The 17,090-nt window shown below is 59.6% G+C and carries 16 protein-coding genes; 6 read left to right on the top strand and 10 right to left on the bottom strand.

Features of this window, described 5'->3' with window-relative positions:
- Nucleotides 1-176: 176 nt before the first annotated feature.
- The gene (locus Q0V31_RS14380) at nucleotides 177-1,202 is read left to right on the top strand and encodes a patatin-like phospholipase family protein (protein ID WP_298188497.1); all 1,026 of its coding nucleotides are present in this window, start codon (nucleotides 177-179) and stop codon (nucleotides 1,200-1,202) included.
- Nucleotides 1,203-1,213: 11 nt separating this feature from the next.
- Here Q0V31_RS14380 and Q0V31_RS14375 read toward each other — a convergent pair whose 3' ends face one another.
- From Q0V31_RS14375 to Q0V31_RS14330, 10 genes are all read right to left on the bottom strand, one after another.
- Nucleotides 1,214-2,293: an AI-2E family transporter gene (locus Q0V31_RS14375; protein ID WP_298188495.1), complete on the bottom strand. Its 1,080-nt coding sequence runs from the start codon at nucleotides 2,291-2,293 to the stop codon at nucleotides 1,214-1,216.
- Between the two features lie 89 nt (nucleotides 2,294-2,382).
- A complete protein-coding gene (locus Q0V31_RS14370; RefSeq protein ID WP_298188494.1) occupies nucleotides 2,383-3,195 on the bottom strand; it encodes a DUF4892 domain-containing protein in 813 nt (270 codons plus the stop codon).
- Complete coding sequence (locus tag Q0V31_RS14365; protein ID WP_298188493.1) at nucleotides 3,192-3,854, bottom strand: glutathione S-transferase N-terminal domain-containing protein; 663 nt, start codon at nucleotides 3,852-3,854, stop codon at nucleotides 3,192-3,194. The genes Q0V31_RS14370 and Q0V31_RS14365 overlap by 4 nt, the downstream gene beginning before the upstream one ends.
- Before the next feature lie 49 nt (nucleotides 3,855-3,903).
- Nucleotides 3,904-4,767 carry an alpha/beta fold hydrolase gene (locus Q0V31_RS14360; protein WP_298188491.1) on the bottom strand — a complete coding sequence of 288 codons (864 nt, stop codon included), beginning with the start codon at nucleotides 4,765-4,767 and terminating at the stop codon, nucleotides 3,904-3,906.
- Nucleotides 4,764-5,573, bottom strand: a complete 810-nt coding sequence (locus Q0V31_RS14355) for an alpha/beta hydrolase (protein ID WP_298188489.1) — start codon at nucleotides 5,571-5,573, stop codon at nucleotides 4,764-4,766. Before Q0V31_RS14355 ends, Q0V31_RS14360 begins: the two co-directional genes overlap by 4 nt.
- Nucleotides 5,574-5,719: 146 nt before the next feature.
- Complete coding sequence (locus Q0V31_RS14350; RefSeq protein WP_298188487.1) at nucleotides 5,720-6,166, bottom strand: hotdog fold thioesterase; 447 nt, start codon at nucleotides 6,164-6,166, stop codon at nucleotides 5,720-5,722.
- 64 nt (nucleotides 6,167-6,230) lie between these two features.
- Nucleotides 6,231-7,898, bottom strand: a complete 1,668-nt coding sequence (locus Q0V31_RS14345; protein WP_298188485.1) for an AMP-binding protein — start codon at nucleotides 7,896-7,898, stop codon at nucleotides 6,231-6,233.
- Nucleotides 7,899-8,012: 114 nt separating this feature from the next.
- Nucleotides 8,013-8,477, bottom strand: a complete 465-nt coding sequence (gene sixA, locus Q0V31_RS14340; RefSeq protein WP_298188484.1) for a phosphohistidine phosphatase SixA — start codon at nucleotides 8,475-8,477, stop codon at nucleotides 8,013-8,015.
- Nucleotides 8,478-8,502: 25 nt separating this feature from the next.
- A complete protein-coding gene (locus Q0V31_RS14335; protein WP_298188483.1) occupies nucleotides 8,503-8,850 on the bottom strand; it encodes a DUF4389 domain-containing protein in 348 nt (115 codons plus the stop codon).
- 32 nt (nucleotides 8,851-8,882) lie between these two features.
- Complete coding sequence (locus tag Q0V31_RS14330) at nucleotides 8,883-9,905, bottom strand: NAD(P)H-dependent glycerol-3-phosphate dehydrogenase (RefSeq protein WP_298188482.1); 1,023 nt, start codon at nucleotides 9,903-9,905, stop codon at nucleotides 8,883-8,885.
- A gap of 120 nt (nucleotides 9,906-10,025) precedes the next feature.
- On the opposite strand from Q0V31_RS14330, the gene Q0V31_RS14325 reads away from it, so the two are divergent.
- The 5 genes from Q0V31_RS14325 (at nucleotide 10,026) to fabB (ending at nucleotide 16,967) form a co-directional block, all read left to right on the top strand.
- Nucleotides 10,026-12,182, top strand: a complete 2,157-nt coding sequence (locus Q0V31_RS14325; RefSeq protein WP_298188480.1) for a TonB-dependent receptor — start codon at nucleotides 10,026-10,028, stop codon at nucleotides 12,180-12,182.
- Between the two features lie 38 nt (nucleotides 12,183-12,220).
- Nucleotides 12,221-13,102 (top strand): ABC transporter substrate-binding protein, encoded by an 882-nt coding sequence (locus tag Q0V31_RS14320; protein WP_298188478.1) that lies wholly within the window; start codon nucleotides 12,221-12,223, stop codon nucleotides 13,100-13,102.
- Entirely contained in the window at nucleotides 13,099-15,042 is a 1,944-nt protein-coding gene (locus tag Q0V31_RS14315; protein WP_298188477.1) for an ATP-binding protein, read from the top strand. Before Q0V31_RS14320 ends, Q0V31_RS14315 begins: the two co-directional genes overlap by 4 nt.
- A 176-nt stretch (nucleotides 15,043-15,218) precedes the next feature.
- Nucleotides 15,219-15,734, top strand: a complete 516-nt coding sequence (fabA, locus tag Q0V31_RS14310; RefSeq protein ID WP_274088616.1) for a 3-hydroxyacyl-[acyl-carrier-protein] dehydratase FabA — start codon at nucleotides 15,219-15,221, stop codon at nucleotides 15,732-15,734.
- A 12-nt stretch (nucleotides 15,735-15,746) separates the two neighbouring features.
- Nucleotides 15,747-16,967, top strand: a complete 1,221-nt coding sequence (fabB, locus tag Q0V31_RS14305) for a beta-ketoacyl-ACP synthase I (protein WP_298188470.1) — start codon at nucleotides 15,747-15,749, stop codon at nucleotides 16,965-16,967.
- The last annotated feature ends 123 nt before the right edge of the window (nucleotides 16,968-17,090 follow it).

Below are 17,090 nucleotides of genomic sequence, written 5' to 3'. Positions count from 1 at the left end.
ACCTGAGGGCAACACATCAACACAGCCACTATGACGCGTAAAACAGATAAAAGTGCCGCAGCCTCAAGCAACTCCACGCTCAAGCACGAATGCCGCGGATACTAGCAAATCGCGCCTTGGCGGCGCACTGCAGCGCGCGTATGTTCGTTGCATAAATCGATACGAGGGGCATACGAATGAGTAAGCGCATTGCGCTGGTATTGGGCTCCGGTGGCGCGCGTGGTTATGCGCACATCGGCGTGATCGAAGAACTAGAAGCCCGTGGCTATGAAATTGCCTGCATTGCCGGCTGCTCCATGGGCGCGGTGGTCGGCGGAATTTACGCCGCCGGTAAACTCAAGGAATACCGTGAGTGGACCCAAAGCCTGGATTACCTGGATGTATTACGCCTGCTCGATGTGAGTTTTAGCCTCGGCGCGATTCGTGGCGAGAAGGTCTTCGGCAAGATTCGTGAAATGCTCGGCGAGATCGACATCGAGGATCTACGCATCCCCTTCACGGCAGTCGCCACCGACCTTACCAACCAGCAGGAAATCTGGTTTCAGGAAGGCTGTTTGCACCAGGCCATGCGCGCTTCGGCGGCCATTCCCAGCCTGTTCACCCCAGTGGTGCAAGGCAACCGCATGCTGGTCGATGGCAGCTTGCTCAACCCGTTACCCATCGTCCCGGTGGTGTCCAGCCACTGCGATTTGATTGTCGCGGTCAACCTTAACTCGACTAATCAGCGGCATTACGAGCTGCCGATCATCGAACGTACGCCGGCACTCAAAGGCCGCTTCGATCTGCTGATGAGCTCATTGGGCTCGCACCTGCCCTCGTTCAAGCGTAAACACAGCGAGGAGGACGAAATGCTGTTGCTCGAAGAACATGACAGCTCCTTGCAGCCTGAAGCCATCAACCCCTGGCAACAACAAAGCCGCGGCAACCAGGACAAACCCGCCGCCCCCAAATCCGCCAGCGGCTCGCGGGTGGCCGACCTCAGTGGCCCGGCCTCTTTATTGGAGTTGATCAACCAGAGCTTCGAGGTCATGCAGACCTCCCTGGCGCAGTACAAAATCGCCGGCTACCCACCAGACATCCTGATCAACGTGCCCAAGCGCGTATGCCGCTTCTTCGAGTTCTACAAGGCCCCGGAGCTGATCATGCTCGGCCGGCAGATCGCCAGCGATACCCTAGATAAATACGAGCGCGGCGATCACTAGCCACTGAGCGTTTAGCTGTGCGGCTGGTCGGCGGGCTCGCTGCTGGTGAGCACAATGCTCCCGGCAGGGCTGCCCACCCAGTCACTCAGCAGGCTGTAGGCCACCGCCAACAAGGTTGGGCCGAGGAACAGGCCCATAAAGCCAAACGCCAGGATGCCGCCAAACACCCCGAGCAGCACCACGATCAACGGCAGGTTGCCGCCGCGGCTGATCAGGTATGGCTTAAGAATGTTGTCGACGCCACTGATCACAAAAAAGCCCCAGATCAGTAAGAAGATCCCCATGCCGGCCTCGCCCTGCCAGAACAACCAAGCCACTGCAGGCCCCCAGACCAGTGGTGGCACCATGATCAGGCTAAAGCCGAACGTCATAACACCCAGCACCAGCGCCCCCGGCACACCGGCGATGGTGAAGCCGACCCACGCCAGAGTGGCCTGCGCTGCTGCGGTACCGATCACGCCGTTGACCACCCGCTGAACCGTACCGGCCACTAACTCCAAGTAGTGGTCGGCACGAGAACCGATCAAACGTTGCAACAGGCTTTGCGCAAACGCGGCCAGCCGAGGCCCGTCGCGGTAGAAAAAGAACACCAGGATCAGGCTCAGCGCCAGTTCCAATATGCCGCCACCGATCTGCGCACTGCGCGCCAACAGCCAGTTGCCAACCTGCCCCAGATACGGCCGGACTGTGGCGAAAAATGCCGCGCCCTGCTGGTCAATGGTCAGCCAGAAGCCCACCAGGCGATCACCCACCAGCGGCACATCTGCCAACCAGGAGGGCACCGGCGGTAAGCCTTCAACCTGGAACCCCTTGAGCAACGCGGTGGCATCCTTGATGTGATCCGCCAGGTTGAACCCGAGCATCAGCAAAGGCACCGCAACCACCACGGTCCAGACCAAAGTCAGTAGACCTGCAGCCAGCGCCTGACGACCGCCGAGCAAGCGCGTCAGTACGCGCATCACCGGCCAGCTGGCAAAGGACAGCACCGCTGCCCAAAACAGCGCCGACCAAAACGGTGCCAGCACCCACAGGCTGGCACCAAGCAAGACGAGAAGCAGTATCTGCACCAGCAGCCGATCATTATTGGCCATTCATTCAGCTCCCTGCACAACGAAAACGGCTCTGCCACAAGGGTCAGAGCCGGAAAATTTATAACGACAAACGCAGCGCAAATGACGGTCTAGCGCAGCACGTTGAGTTGCACGCCATTGACATCAGGCTCACCCAGTTCCAGACGGCTGGCGCGAACCCGCTGTGCAACCAGTGCCTCACGCCAGGCTTGCGCCTGCGCACCGCTGATACTGACGCGCAACGTGCTGTCCAGCCTGAGGCTGCGCGCCAGCAGTTCGACCCAGGCAGCGCTAGGTTCGACCTGCTTGGTCAGACGCAGTTCACCAGTACTTTTCAGCTGGCGCTGCAAGGTAGCCGGTGTTGGCAACACTTCACCCAATGCTGCATTGGCCGTGAGTAATTCGGCATGCAGGTAGGCGCGCTTGTTACCGCGAGTGATGCTGTACAACGCCAACAGGCTGTCCTGACGTGGTTCAGCCAGGCGCAACAACGCATAGGTTTGCTCGTCATCAGCACCCGTCAGCTTGGTATTGTCGAATACCGCGTTCGCCCACAGGCTGCTTGAGCCGCATTCGCGACCTACACACCAGTACAGCAGCTCGGCATCTTGCGCTTGCAGGGCGGCACGGGCATTGGCGAACACCTCATTGGCCGAGTGGCTGCGCGGCAATTCATAAGTCACGGCGGTTAGCTGACCTTTAGCGGCGACTTCGCGCTCGTAGCGCAAGGTGCCACTGATGCGCCGGATCGACCCTTGCGGGTAGATGCGTTCCTGCTCGGCAACGTCCTTGAAGCTGACAATCTTGCTTTCAGCAAAACGCGGCAGCACCTCAAGGTCATGACTGCCGGCAACGTCGGCACAGGCAACAGTACTGGCCAGCAGCACACTCAAGCCGAGGCAAAACCGATTAACCCGGCTCATTTGATCAACATCGACTGGCCGGCCTTGACGATTTTATCGCCGTCTTCTTCGCGCGGCGGCACCAACAGGCCCCGCTGCACCGCCGGGCGCGCAGCCAACTCATTCATCCAGCGCTGCAGATGCTCCAGCCCGTCGACCGCAACACCCGCCCACTCATGGATCCGCACCCAGGGATAAGTGGCGATATCGGCAATGCTGTAGTCATCGGCCAGGTATTGCGCTTCGCTCAGGCGCGTGTCGAGCACCTCATAGAGGCGCCGGGTTTCATGCTGATAGCGGTCGATAGGCCCCTGCAGCTTTTCCGGGAAGTAGCGGAAAAACACATTGGCCTGGCCCTGCATCGGGCCGACGCCGCCCATCTGGAACATCAACCACTGGATTACCCGCGAACGGGCTTTGCCGTCGCTGGGCAGCAGCTGCCCGGTTTTCTCGGCCAGGTACAGCAGAATGGCACCGGACTCAAACACCGCAAAGTCGTCGTTGCCGCGATCAACAATCGCCGGGATGCGGCCATTGGGGTTTATCTTGAGAAAGGCCGCAGCCTTCTGCTCCTGTTTGTCGAAGCTCAATGCCTGCACGTTATAAGGCAGTTGCAACTCTTCCAGTGCGATGGACACTTTATGGCCGTTAGGGGTGGCGGCGGTATACAGGTCGATCATGCAAATCTCCATGGCTATCGCCACACCTTCCCCAGTTACCTAGATCAAGTCAAGACGCACCCAGGAAAGCTTTGAAACAGTCTGCTACCAGCGCTGCACCTTGCTCGTCATCCAGGTGCAAATGATGCCCGCCGGGCAACTGCACCGCCTCAACGGCCAGGCCTTCGAGCAATTGCTGGATGCTCGGTTGGGCCAGCAGCATGCCTTGTTGCGCCATCAGCAATTTAGTCGGGCATTGCAGGCCGCGCGCAAACGCCAACGCATGCGCATGGGTCAGGCGCAACGGTGACGGTAGGGTCAGGCGGCTGTCGGTACGCCATGTATAGCCACCGGGCACCGGCATCAGGCCACGCTGGGCGAGCAGCTCGGCCGCTTCGCGACTGACCGCACCGACGCCGCGCATGCGTGCTTCAACCGCGCGGGAAAACTCGGCGTACACCGGCTTGTTTTTACCGGCCAAGGCCAGCTGCGCCTTGAGCGCTTCGCCGAGTTTCTGCGGTGAGCTGTCCGCCTCGCCGGTATAGGGAATTAGCCCGTCAATTAACGCCAAACGCTCGACACGCTCGGGCATGGCCGCCGCCAGCAGCACCGAGACAATCGCGCCCATGGAATGCCCGAGCAGGGAGAAACGCTGCCAGCCGAACTGCTCGGCGACCTGCAGCACATCGTAGGCATAATCCCAGATGGCGTAACTGCTGCCTGGCGGGCGGTGATCAGAGTGGCCATGCCCGGCAAAATCCAGGGCGACGATGCGCAAGCCCGGCAACAGCGGCGCCAGGCGGGCAAAGCTGGCGGCATTGTCAAGCCAGCCGTGCAAGGCAATCACCGGCAGGCCATCTTCAGGCCCATACAGATGGGCTGCCAGTTCAATGTGTGGCAGGCGCAGACGCACCTCTTCGAAATTCAGGCTCATGCACTTTGCTCGCTTGTGGGCTGACCAGACCAGCGCTGAAACAGCGTCTTCAGCAACTGCGCGGTGTCCTGAGGACGCTCCAGAGGAAACATATGGCCGCCGGGTAACGTCAAGTATTCGCCTTTCGGCACGCGCCGCACCAGGTGGGTATGGTGCGGCATGACCACGCGACTGTGCTGACCCCGAACCACGGCCAGCGGCACCTGCAACTGTTGCGGCCGACCAGGGCTGGTGTGCGGCACGTTGCGGTAGATGCTGATTTCCGTGGCTGGATCAAAGCGTAGGCGCAGGCTGTTCGCGTTCGCCTGCAAGCCATGCTCAATATAGGCATCCAGACATTCCGGATCGAAGCGGCTGAACAGGCTTTTGGCCGCGAAATAACGGCGCGCTTCGGCCAGGTCGATAAACTCCTCGCGCCGCCCCAGGGTGCGGCCGGCCGGGGTGATGCGGTCGATAAAGCCAAAGCGTTTAGCCGCACGAATGACGATTTTGTCGGCCAGGGTCAGCACCGGCGAGTCGAGCATCACCACCCCGCAGTACAACTCCGGACGGAGTAAGGCGGCATGGTAATGCAGCACCCCACCCAGCGAATGGCCCACACCCCATACCGGCTGCTGATTGGCTTCGAGGTGATGAATCAACTCATCGACCAAGTTGCTCCAGTTTTCATTCACCGGAAAGCGCGGGTCGTGACCATGCTGCTCAAGGTGCTGCACCTGATAGTCAGGTGCCAGCGCGGCAAACAACTTGCCGTAGGTGGCCGAAGGAAAGCCATTGGCATGGGCGAAGAACACGTGCTGGGTCATGGCGGCAGACTTATAAGGGTAATGAGTGATGATTGTCCGGTAGCCATGCACGTGCGGCAATGACAAAACGGCCAGTGAATGACGGCACTATGGCCAAACCTGATGGGCAGCTCGCCAGCCAGCGCAGCACTGGCGGGTTTTGCCTGTTAGCGCTGAGCCGGGTCGTTTTCTCCCAGCGGCACGATGGCCATGGTTAACCGGGAAATACAACTGGCTTTGCCATCCTCACCGCTCAGGCGGATGTCCCAGACGTGGGTGGTCCGCCCCAGGTGAACCGGCCGCGCCACCGCAGTGACTCGACCACTGCGCACGCCACGCAGGTGGTTGGCATTCACCTCCAGGCCGACGCAGTAGAACTTGCTGCTGTCGATGCACAGGTGGCTGGCGGTCGAGCCGAGTGTTTCCGCCAGTACCACTGAAGCACCGCCATGCAGCAGCCCATAGGGTTGATGTGTACGCGAGTCGACCACCATGCTGGCGGTGATCGACTCGTCGTCGAAGGACTCGAAGCGAATGTCCAATTGTTCGCCAATGGTGTTCTGCAGAAAGCCATTGAGCTGCTCAAGGTTCGGGGTTTGCTGCCAGAGGGCCATAGTCAATCCTTAAAAGTATGTTGCGCAAGAAAGTGGCCGGCACCAATGCCGGCCAGATGCCTACTTACTCATGCCAGAGCACCGCTTCGCTGCGCTCAGTCCACTCGCTAAAACGCTCAGCGTAGGTACCTTCGACTATTGCGCGTTTGATTTTCAGGGTTGGCGTGAGAAAGCCGTTGTCGACTGCCCAGACTTCCTTGACCAGCACCAGGCGTTGCAGTCGTTCGTGCTTATCGAGGCTCTGGTTGACCTGCTCCAAGAGTTTTTTCAGGCTGCTTTCCAGCTCGCCCCGAGCACTGTTGGCCGCTTCGCTGCGTCCCACCTCGGAGAGCACGCACAAGGCCATGGGCTGGGCCATGCCATCGCCAACCACACACACCTGCTCGATACGCGAGTGCTCACTCAAGCGGTTCTCGATGGGGGCCGGCGCCACGTACTTGCCCTTGCTGGTTTTGAAAATCTCCTTGATCCGGCCAGTCAGCCGCAGGTTGCCTTGGGCGTCCTGCTCACCTTTGTCACCGGTACGCAGGAAGCCATCGGCGGTGATGGTCTCGGCGGATTTCTCCGGGTCTTTGTAATAGCCCTGCATGGTCGCGCCACTGCGTACCTGCACCTCGCCATCTTCGGCAATCCGCACCTCAACCCCTGGGTTGTTTTGGCCAATCCAGCCCTGCTGGAATTTGCCGGGCCGGCAGACATGCGAATAACCGCAGTTCTCGGTCATGCCATACACCTCAAGCACCTCCAGCCCGAGGCGCTTGTACCAGTTGAGCAATGCCTCCGGCACTGGCGCCGCACCCGACAGCGCGTAGCGCACGGCATCCAGGCCCAGGCCAACCAGTACCTTCTTGCCGACGATGCGGCCGATGAGGGGTAGCTTGAGTAGAAAGTCGAGTTTCTCAGCGGGCATCTTGCTGTACACGCCCATCTGAAACTTGGTCCAGATCCGCGGCACGCCGAACAATACTGTCGGGCGCGCACGCTTGAGGTCTTCGAGGAAGGTATCCAGGCTCTCGGCAAAGAAAATCGTTTGCCCTGAATAAATTGAAGCCAGTTCGACAAACATGCGCTCGGCCACGTGGCACAGCGGCAAGTAGGACAACACCCGGTCAGCCTCCCCCACACCGAACAGCTTGGTCGCGTGCGTGGCCGCAAAACCGAAGTTACTGAAGTGCTGCATCACCCCTTTCGGCGTGCCGGTGGTACCCGAGGTGTAGATGATGGTGGCGAGCTGATCGGCGGCCGGCTTGGGGTTGTCCTGGATCGGCGCGCACGCCTGCAACTCAGCCCAGGTAAAGCTGAACGCGCCTTGCGGGCGTAATGGCAGGCCAATAGTCGCAATCTCTTCCGGCACACCCGGAGCCATGGCCGGCCAGTCATCCAGCTTGCCGACAAATGCCAGCGCCGCTTCGGAATGGCGCAACACCTGGCCGACCGACTCGGCGGTAAGGTTCGGGTAGAGCGGCACCGAGACGTGGCCGGCCATCCAGATCGCCAGATCACTGATAATCCAGTGCGCGCAGTTCTTGGAAATAATCGCAATCCGGCTGCCCTGCGGCAATTCCCGGCTACGCAGCCAATTAGCCGCACGGCGCGCTTGCTCGCCGACATCAGCCCAACTCAGTTCCTGCAGCTGACCGCCCGGCAGCGGCTGCACCATGTAGCGTTTATTCGGGTGCAGAGCCTCACGCTCATAAAACACCTCAAGCGGCAAACGGTTTGCATCAGCCACAGGGCTTCCTCCTTTGTAGTTTTTGTGGAGCCAACCAAGCAATTGCTTGGTTGGACTATTCCACGCACAAAGGTGACCCGCAAGAGGAGAAATGTTTCGGTGTGTACTGCTACGTCAGCACTGCACAGGGTGCTGGTGAGCCGCCAACGTCATCAGCCCAGCGACCAGCGCATCACCCTCAAGCAACGCCAAGCTGGCGGTATTCATGGTCAAGGGCTGCTGGCGATGACCATGCACCAGCAGGCCCGCCAAGGCACCTACCAGCGGTTGATGGGTCACCAGTAACAGCTCCTTGAATGGGTAGCTATCAAGCTCGCGCATGGCCTGACGCACGTCACTTTCCGGCGTCAGCCAGGCCACGTTTTCCCGCGCGCCGCTGAATGCCAACACCTCGCAGAGCAGATCCGCCGTCTGCTGAGCGCGCACATAGGGACTGACCAGCACCGCTTGCAATGGACGGCCTTGCACAAACGCAGCGGCTTCGCGCACCTGCTGCCGGCCATGGGCCGTCAGGTTGCGTTCGGCATCGCTGCGTGCAGACGGCTCGGCCTCACCGTGGCGCAGCAACCACAGTTTCAACGCTCTGCCCTCGCTAGCGGACGCTTCACAGCTTGGGCTCTTCGTCACGCACCGGGTGAGCAGCCGGCGGTATGCTGTGCGGGGTTTCGCCCTGCGGTGCTTGCGGCGTTGGCCAGTCAGCGAATGGCCAAGGCTTTTCATCGCTGTTAAAGGTGCCGAAGCGCCCGATCTGCGCCAGGTACTGGCTCAGGCTGTCGCCAAAACCGAGCAGGCCCGCATTTGGCGCGCCATAGAACAAGCGGTAAGCCAACTGCAGCAGCACCACCGCGCCCAAGAGTAATTCCGCCAGTTGCCAGACGATGGTGAACATCACCATCCAGAGAATGCGCAGCAGAATGGATTCGCGCTGCAGTTCCTGATTGCCATCACTCATGTTTATCTCCTTGCAGGTCTTAAAGGTGAAACTCAGAAACCGCTGGTGGGGATAAAGTCGACGTCGGTCTTCGGCTCTGCATTCATCAGCGCGCCAATCACCTGATCCAGCGTACGCCCCTCAAACACAATCGCATGCAAACCTGCCACCAGCGGCATGTAGACATCCAGCTCCTCGGCTTTGGACTTCAACACCTTTATGGTGTTTACCCCTTCCGCCACTTCGCCCAAACGCTCAACCGCGTCCTCCAGGCTCAAGCCTTCGCCCAAGGCAAAACCGACTTGGTAATTCCGACTTTTAGCGGACGAACAGGTGACGATCAGATCGCCCACGCCGGCCAGGCCAAGGAAGGTCATCGGGTTAGCACCCAGCTTGACGGCAAAACGAGTCATTTCTGCCAAAGCGCGAGTAATCAGCATGCTCTTGGTGTTTTCGCCCATGCCCATGGCGGCGGCCATGCCGGCAATGATGGCGTAGACGTTTTTCAGTGCACCGCCCAGTTCGACACCAAAACGGTCGCCACTGGCGTAGACACGAAAGGTGCGGCCATGCAGCGCCGCCTGCACCTGCTGGCAAAGGTCTTCATCCTCACTGGCGACCACCGAAGCGGTCAGCGCATGCTCGGCCACTTCACGGGCCAGGTTCGGCCCAGAGAGCACGCCGATGCGCGCTTGCGGGGCAATGTCCTCAAGAATCTGGCTCATCAACAGAAAGCTCTGCGCCTCGATCCCCTTGGTGGTGCTAACCAACAGCTTGCCTGCAAGCTGCTCCGCCAACGGCTGCAACACTTGCCGTAGGGCGCTGGAGGGCAAGGCGACAAAAACCATCTGGCAGGCGTGCAAAGCCGCGGCAAGATCGGTCACAGGCTCCACACCCAGGTGAATTTTGATGCCTTTGAGGTAACGCGGATTTTCACGGGTCAGTCGAATCGCCTGGGCCTGCTGGGGGTCGCGCATCCAGTGCAGGACCTGCTGGCCATTTTCCGCCAGCAAATTAGCAATTGCAGTGCCGAAGCTACCGCCGCCAAGCACTGCGATGGGTTGCTGATCAGTCATAACACATCCGTGGTGAACCATTGAAAGAGGCAAATCGCCCGCATTATACGGTGCTGAGCGTGCACGACCAATTTAAGCCATTGCTCGTGCCCCCTGCAAAAGCCTGATGCCTCGGTTAACATGCTGGCCTTTGAATATCGTCCGAGCGTTTGCGTGGCTAACCCTACCTCCCTAGCATCACTGATCGGCGCACTGGCCTTGCTGGCCCCCGCACTGGTAGCGGCCGAAGACCTGTTCGAGCAAGGCCAGGCGCTACCTGAAATCCTCAGCGCCACCCGTTTGAAACAGTCGCCTGCTGCGGTTCCGGGGAGCGTTTCGGTGATTGACCGCGCGCTGATTGATGCCAGCGGCGCACGCGACATTCCAGAGTTGATGCGCCTGGTGCCAGGCATGATGGTCGGCTACGTCAAAGGCAACGAAATGACGGTCAACTACCATGGCGGCCAGGTTGGTTCAGCCCGGCGCTTGCAGGTGCTGATCGATGGGCGCTCGGTGTATCGACCGGGTCTGGCCACCGTTGATTGGAGCGACCTGCCGCTGGCCATGGAAGATATCGAGCGAATTGAAGTGTTTCGCGGCCCCAACACCGTCAGCTACGGTGCCAATGCGCTGACTGGGGTAATCAGCATCACCACCCGTAATCCCGCCAATAGCCATGGCACACGTTTGAAATACATCCACGGCCAGCGCGGTATTGATGACTGGTATGGCAGCCAGGGTTTCAGCAGCGGGAACGGTGATTTCCGCCTGTCGCTCTCTGGCCAACAAGACAGCGGCTTTGACCACACCGACAAGGATCAACCCTACCGCGACAGTCGCCGCAGCACGCGCATGCAGTTCAGTGCGAGCCACACGCTGGACGACAGCCAGACCCTCGACTGGCAACTGGCCGCCAAAGAAGGCAGCAACCAAAAAAACTTCTATTCCGATGAAGAGGCCTTGGTCAGAGGCATAGTCCCGAACGGCGACAGCAACAAAGACATCAAAGCGCGCGATTTTTCCGGCTCGGTGCGCTGGAGCCTGGACACCAGCAGCACGCACAACCTGCAGCTACAGGCCTATGCGCAGCGCTGGGAGCGCACCCAGGAATGGCGTACGTGCGACCTGGCCCTGTCCTTCACGCCAGAAGTCGCGGCGCTGCAAAAGCTCGACCCGGACATGCTCGACACCGTCTCCCGGCTACTCCGACAAGGCAAAAAAATACCCGCATCGGCAGGGCCGCTGGCCGTCGCCATCGGCAATAACTTCTATGCCAACGGCGGCGCGCTGCAGGCGCCAGTGTGTGGCGACATCAACAACAATATTAATGAAAGCCGTTACGACTTTGAGCTGCAGGACACGCTAAGCCTGAGCGATGACCTGCGCCTGCTCAGCGGCATGAACTACCGTAAAGACAGCAGCGATTCGCAAAGCTACTTTCAAGGCAGCCTGAGTAACGAAATCTGGCGTTTGTTCGGCCACCTGGAGTGGCACCTGAGTGAACATTTCGTCCTGCAGGGCGGCGTCATGCATGAAGACGATACCCTCAGCGGCAGCTCGCTGACCTCGCGCATCGCCCTCAACTACTTGATTACCCCACGTCACGGCTTGCGCTTCGTCTATTCCGAGGCGATCCGCTCACCGGACATGCAGGAAAACAACGTCAACTGGTCCTACCTCATGGAGAACTTGTCGCCGACGCTGAACGGCCGCGACTCGGCCTATTACTACGCGACTGCGCAAGGGCCCGGCAACCTGCAGCAAGAGATCATGCGCTCGCGTGAGATCGGCTATAACGGCCAGTTCGATTTTGGCTTACAGGTCGACATCAAGCTGTTCAACGACGAAATTCACCGGATGATCGCCGAACCGCTGAAAATCAAAGAATTCCTCCAAGACAACAACAACTACATGTGGCTGCGTGGCGCGGAAACTGAAGTCGACTGGACATTCACATCCTCGGATCGTCTGCGCCTGACCTACGCCTACGTAGATTTCGAGACCTCAGAAAAATCCTACCGGCGCCTGACCGCACGTTACAGCGGCTCTGCCGGCTGGCTACATGAGTGGGGCGGCGGCTGGTCGAGCAGTCTGTTCTACTATGGCGCGGACCTGCTCAATGAACGGCGTTTCGAGCGCGCTGATTTGCGTGTTGCCAAGCGCTTCAACCTGGGTAAAAGCGACCTGGAACTGGCGCTTATGGTGCAGCAACGCCTGGATGATGAAGCCCTAACCTGGCGCGAGAACCTGTATGACGAGCGCCGCCTGGTGTATGTCAGTGCGCAACTGGATTTTTAGATGCCCGAGCCGTCAAGGATAACTGCTGAGGCCAATGGATGAGCCGCCTGCTATTACTCTGTTGCTGCCTGCTGATTGCACTGCCCGCCTGGACCGCCGAAGTCATCTTCAGCAGCAGCACGGACAACCCCGCGATCCAGGCGTTCGTCAACGAGCTGAAACAACGCCGACCGCAGGATCAGGTCAGGTTTGTTGCCTTGAGCGAACTCCCCGCGCCCTCGCAACTACCTGACACCAGCCGCTTGGTATTGCTCGATAGACAAGCACTGGATTGGCGCCTGAACGATCCCACAGGCCCACCCACCTTGGCCTTGCGCATCAGTCGCCTGCAAGCCAGCAGCTTGCCCGCAACCCTGCCCGCGCAGCTAAGCCTGCTCTGGAGCGACCCCTCGCCGCAGCGCCAGATGAGCCTGCTGCGCTTACTGCTACCTGCTGCGCTGCGCGTCGGCATGCTGTATGACGCGCACAGTGAGTTCCTGCTCGATGAATACCGTCAAGCCGCAACGGCCCAAGGCATGAGGCTCGTGACGCGGCGCTGGAGTGATACGCGTGACAGCCGACCGCTGCTCTATCTGCTGTCACACAGCGATGTACTGCTGGGCATCAACAACCCAGAGCTGTTCAATTCACACACCGTGAAGAACCTCTTGCTCACCAGCTATACCCATCAGCGCGCGATGATTGGCCCTAGCGCCAGCTTCGTCCAGGCCGGTAGTTTGGCCAGCATCTACAGCGACAAGGATGACTGGCTGGCCAGCCTTGAGGAACTCCTCGATCAGCCCCCAGCAAGATGGCCGAAAAGCAGCTACCCCAGTCACTTCAAGGTCACCAGCAACCCCCAGGTTGCACGCTCACTGGCAATTGAATTGCCCAGCAACGAATCACTGGCGCAGAAGCTCGCTGAAGGAGAACACCCATGAAGCTGCCACGCCATTGGAATATCCATACTCGTACCCAGCTCATCAGCGTGGGGCCTGCACTGCTATTGACCCTGCTGCTGACCGGTTTTTTTACCTTTACGCGCATTCAGGAACTGCAGCTGGAGCTCAAGCAGACTGGCCAACTGATCGCCAGCCAGCTCGCACCAGCCACCGAGTACGGCGTTATTTCCGGCAACCTGACAGTGCTCAAGTCACTGCTCGGGGTCACGCTACAGACCCCGCACGTGCGTTTTCTGGAAGTGCGCGACCACGACGATCGCATCCTCCTTTACGTCGAACAACCCAGTAGCCATAGCGTTTCCCGGACCGAGGTGAGTGTCTTCGAAGCGCCGATTCTGTTGCAAAAGATCACCCTCAACGCAGATTTTATGCACAGCGACAATGCCAACCTTTCGCCTCCCCCGAATGATTATCTAGGGCGTGTGGTCGTGGGCATCTCGAGCGACGCGTTCAACACCCGGCAGCAGGAAATACTCCTCAAGGCAGCCCTGCTCGCTCTGTTTGCCCTGGTTTTAACCTTCCTTCTGGCTCGCCGCTTAGCCCGCCACCTGTCGCAACCCCTCAGTGCCATGGGTGAAGCCGTCAGCGCCATTCAAGCCGGTAATTACCAGGCCACCCTGCCTGAGGTCGGCGAAGGCGAGCTGCAGGCACTGGCGCGGCACATCAACAACCTCGCTCACGGCCTCGCCAATGCCAGTGAAGAACAACAGCGGGCGATGAGTTTGCTGATCCAGGCACGCGAACAAGCCGAGCTGGCTAACCGCGCAAAATCCGACTTCCTGGCGATGATGAGCCACGAACTACGCACGCCCATGAACGGTGTTCTGGGTATGTTGCAGCTCATGGAAACCACCGAAATGACCCAGGAACAGGCGGAATACGCGGCGCTGGCCACCGAGTCCACCGAACACCTACTCAAGGTCATCAACGACATTCTCGACTTCTCACGCATCGAACGCGGTGCATTGGAACTGGAACACATCCCCTTCAATCTCAAGGTGCTGCTGCAAAGTTCAATTCAAGTGTTCCAGCACAGCGCCCAACAACGCGGCCTACTGCTGCAACTGGAAGCTCAAGACGGCTTGGAGCAACTGCAGGTTCGCGGAGACCCGACGCGTATTCGCCAGATCCTGGTCAACCTGATCGGCAATGCACTGAAGTTCACAGAAACCGGCAGCATTCGCGTGCACTGCACCTGGCAGGCCTTGGATAACCAGGTGTTGTGGTTCAGTTGCGCGGTACATGACAGTGGTATTGGTATTTCCCCTGAGCGCCTGGAGCACATGTTCGATGCGTTCCAGCAAGCCGACACGTCTATTTCAAGACGTTACGGCGGCACAGGTCTGGGCTTGCCTATCGCGCGCACGCTGGTCGAACGTATGGGCGGCACACTGCGCGCGACTAGCGAGGAAGGTCATGGCTCGGTATTTACCGTGGAGATACCCCTACCGTTTTCTCAGCAAACTGCAGCGGCGGCCAGCGACAGCGCACAGTCGCCGGGCCAGGGTAGCGGTCAGGCGGTGCTGTTAGTGGAAGATAATCCGGTCAATCAAACCGTGATCGAAGCCATGCTGCGCAGCCTGGGTTACCACGTGAGCTTGGTTGGCGATGGTGCCCAAGCCATCTATCAGGCCAGTCAGCACGGTTATGCGGCAATTTTGATGGACTGCCGGCTGCCCATCATCGATGGCTATGAGGCTACTCGGCAGATCCGCCTACTGCCCGGCTGTGCTGAGATACCGATTATCGCCCTGACCGCCAACGCCCTGCAGGGCGACCGCGAAACGTGCCTGGATTGCGGCATGAATGACTACCTGGCAAAGCCGTTCAAAAGAGCGGATTTGCAACGAATATTGCAGCGCTGGCTACCCCCTCGTCCGTCGATGGGTAGTCAAGAAGATCGAACTGTTGCAGGCTAATGCGTAAGGCCACTATGACAGGCCAACAAGAGCGGAGTACAACTGTACTCACAAGGCTGTGACTTTCACTACAACGCAACAGTCTATGACTAGGTTATTGGCAAGCGCAGCAAACTGCGCCGCCAGCCAGGACGATTCGCCCAGCCTTGGCGCATGGGACATATTGAGGAGCTCGCATGACCAAACAAAACGCCTTCACCCGGGAAGACCTGTTGCGCTGCAGCCGTGGCGAACTGTTCGGCCCAGGTAATGCGCAACTGCCCGCGCCGAACATGCTGATGATCGATCGCATCACCCATATCAGCGACACTGGCGGCAAGTACGGCAAGGGCGAAATAGTCGCCGAGCTCGATATCACTCCAGACCTGTGGTTCTTCGCCTGCCATTTCGAAGGCGACCCGGTGATGCCAGGCTGCCTGGGCCTTGACGCCATGTGGCAGCTGGTTGGCTTTCACCTCGGCTGGCAGGGCAACCCAGGCCGTGGCCGCGCCCTAGGCTCGGGTGAAGTCAAATTCTTCGGTCAGGTGCTGCCAACCGCGAAGAAAGTCACCTACAACATCCATATCAAACGCACCATTGCTCGCTCCCTGGTCCTGGCTATTGCCGATGGCACCGTCAGCGTCGATGGCCGCGAGATCTACAGCGCCGAAGGCTTACGTGTTGGCCTGTTCACCTCTACCGACAACTTCTAAAGGACTCTCTGCATGCGTCGCGTCGTAATTACCGGCCTAGGCATCGTTTCCTGCCTCGGCAATGACAAAACCACCGTCTCGGCCAGCCTGCGTGCAGGCAAGTCAGGCATCCGCTTCAACCCTGCCTATGCCGAAATGGGCCTGCGCAGCCACGTGTCCGGCTCGGTTGACCTGAACCTGGAAGAGCTGATCGACCGCAAGGTCTATCGCTTTATGGGTGACGCCGCCGCCTTTGCCTACTTGTCTATGCAGCAGGCCATCGCTGACGCCGGCCTTAGCGCGGAAGACATCTCCAACCCACGCGTGGGTTTGATTGCCGGCTCCGGCGGTGCGTCGACCTTCAACCAGATGGAGGCCATGGACATCCTGCGCGAGAAAGGCGTCAAGCGTGTTGGCCCCTACCGCGTACCGCGCACCATGGGCAGCACCGTGTCCGCCTGCCTGGCCACGCCGTTCAAGATCAAGGGCGTCAACTACTCGATCTCCTCGGCCTGCGCCACCAGTGCGCATTGCATCGGCAATGCCATGGAGCAGATCCAGCTGGGCAAGCAAGACATCGTATTTGCCGGCGGCGGCGAAGAAGAGCATTGGAGCCAGAGCTTCCTGTTCGACGCCATGGGCGCACTGTCGACCCAGTACAACGACACCCCGGAAAAAGCCTCACGCGCCTACGACGCCAAGCGTGACGGTTTCGTCATCGCCGGCGGTGGTGGCATGGTCGTGGTCGAGGAACTCGAACACGCCCTCAAGCGCGGCGCGAAAATCTATGCCGAAGTCATCGGTTACGGCGCAACCTCCGATGGCTACGACATGGTCGCCCCGAGCGGTGAAGGTGCCGTGCGCTGCATGCAGCAAGCGCTGGCCACTGTCGACACACCGATCGACTACCTGAACACCCACGGCACCTCGACTCCGGTCGGCGATGTCGCCGAAAGCCGCGCAGTACGCGAAGTGTTTGGCGCCAAAGCTCCGGCCATCAGCTCGACCAAGAGCCTGTCTGGTCACTCGCTGGGCGCTGCAGGCGTGCAGGAAGCGATTTACTGCATGCTGATGATGGAAGGTAACTTCATCGCCGGCTCGGTCAACATCGACGAAGTCGACCCGGAAATCGCCGACCTGCCGATCCAGCGCAGCACCGTCGAGAACGCCAAGCTCGATACAGTGATGAGCAACAGCTTCGGCTTTGGTGGCACCAACGCGACACTGGTACTCAAGCGCTGGGCTGGCAAGTAAGCCACCCCAGTTGTTTGCAGTATGAAAAAGGCCACCTCTCGGGGTGGCCTTTTTTGTTGGTTACCTGCCGGCTCTACAAAACCCGCAGAGGCTGAACATGCCGGCGGCCGCTCTTGCAGCCGA

Origin of the sequence: uncultured Pseudomonas sp. (genome assembly GCF_943846705.1) — a bacterium.
GTDB lineage: Bacteria > Pseudomonadota > Gammaproteobacteria > Pseudomonadales > Pseudomonadaceae > Aquipseudomonas.
The sequence above is the reverse complement of the archived record's forward strand: the minus strand, read 5'-3'. Positions and strand labels throughout refer to the sequence as shown.

Excerpts from the sequence above, each read along its gene's own strand:
- Q0V31_RS14325 (WP_298188480.1), top strand. The coding sequence starts at position 10,026 with ATGCTGGCCTTTGAATATCGTCCGAGCGTTTGCGTGGCTAACCCTACC.
- Q0V31_RS14355 (WP_298188489.1), bottom strand. The coding sequence starts at position 5,573 with ATGACCCAGCACGTGTTCTTCGCCCATGCCAATGGCTTTCCTTCGGCC.
- Q0V31_RS14315 (WP_298188477.1), top strand. The coding sequence starts at position 13,099 with ATGAAGCTGCCACGCCATTGGAATATCCATACTCGTACCCAGCTCATC.
- Q0V31_RS14360 (WP_298188491.1), bottom strand. The coding sequence starts at position 4,767 with ATGAGCCTGAATTTCGAAGAGGTGCGTCTGCGCCTGCCACACATTGAA.
- Q0V31_RS14375 (WP_298188495.1), bottom strand. The coding sequence starts at position 2,293 with ATGGCCAATAATGATCGGCTGCTGGTGCAGATACTGCTTCTCGTCTTG.
- Q0V31_RS14320 (WP_298188478.1), top strand. The coding sequence starts at position 12,221 with ATGAGCCGCCTGCTATTACTCTGTTGCTGCCTGCTGATTGCACTGCCC.
- Q0V31_RS14330 (WP_298188482.1), bottom strand. The coding sequence starts at position 9,905 with ATGACTGATCAGCAACCCATCGCAGTGCTTGGCGGCGGTAGCTTCGGC.
- Q0V31_RS14370 (WP_298188494.1), bottom strand. The coding sequence starts at position 3,195 with ATGAGCCGGGTTAATCGGTTTTGCCTCGGCTTGAGTGTGCTGCTGGCC.
- Q0V31_RS14380 (WP_298188497.1), top strand. The coding sequence starts at position 177 with ATGAGTAAGCGCATTGCGCTGGTATTGGGCTCCGGTGGCGCGCGTGGT.
- Q0V31_RS14365 (WP_298188493.1), bottom strand. The coding sequence starts at position 3,854 with ATGATCGACCTGTATACCGCCGCCACCCCTAACGGCCATAAAGTGTCC.
- Q0V31_RS14350 (WP_298188487.1), bottom strand. The coding sequence starts at position 6,166 with ATGGCCCTCTGGCAGCAAACCCCGAACCTTGAGCAGCTCAATGGCTTT.
- fabA (WP_274088616.1), top strand. The coding sequence starts at position 15,219 with ATGACCAAACAAAACGCCTTCACCCGGGAAGACCTGTTGCGCTGCAGC.
- Q0V31_RS14335 (WP_298188483.1), bottom strand. The coding sequence starts at position 8,850 with ATGAGTGATGGCAATCAGGAACTGCAGCGCGAATCCATTCTGCTGCGC.
- fabB (WP_298188470.1), top strand. The coding sequence starts at position 15,747 with ATGCGTCGCGTCGTAATTACCGGCCTAGGCATCGTTTCCTGCCTCGGC.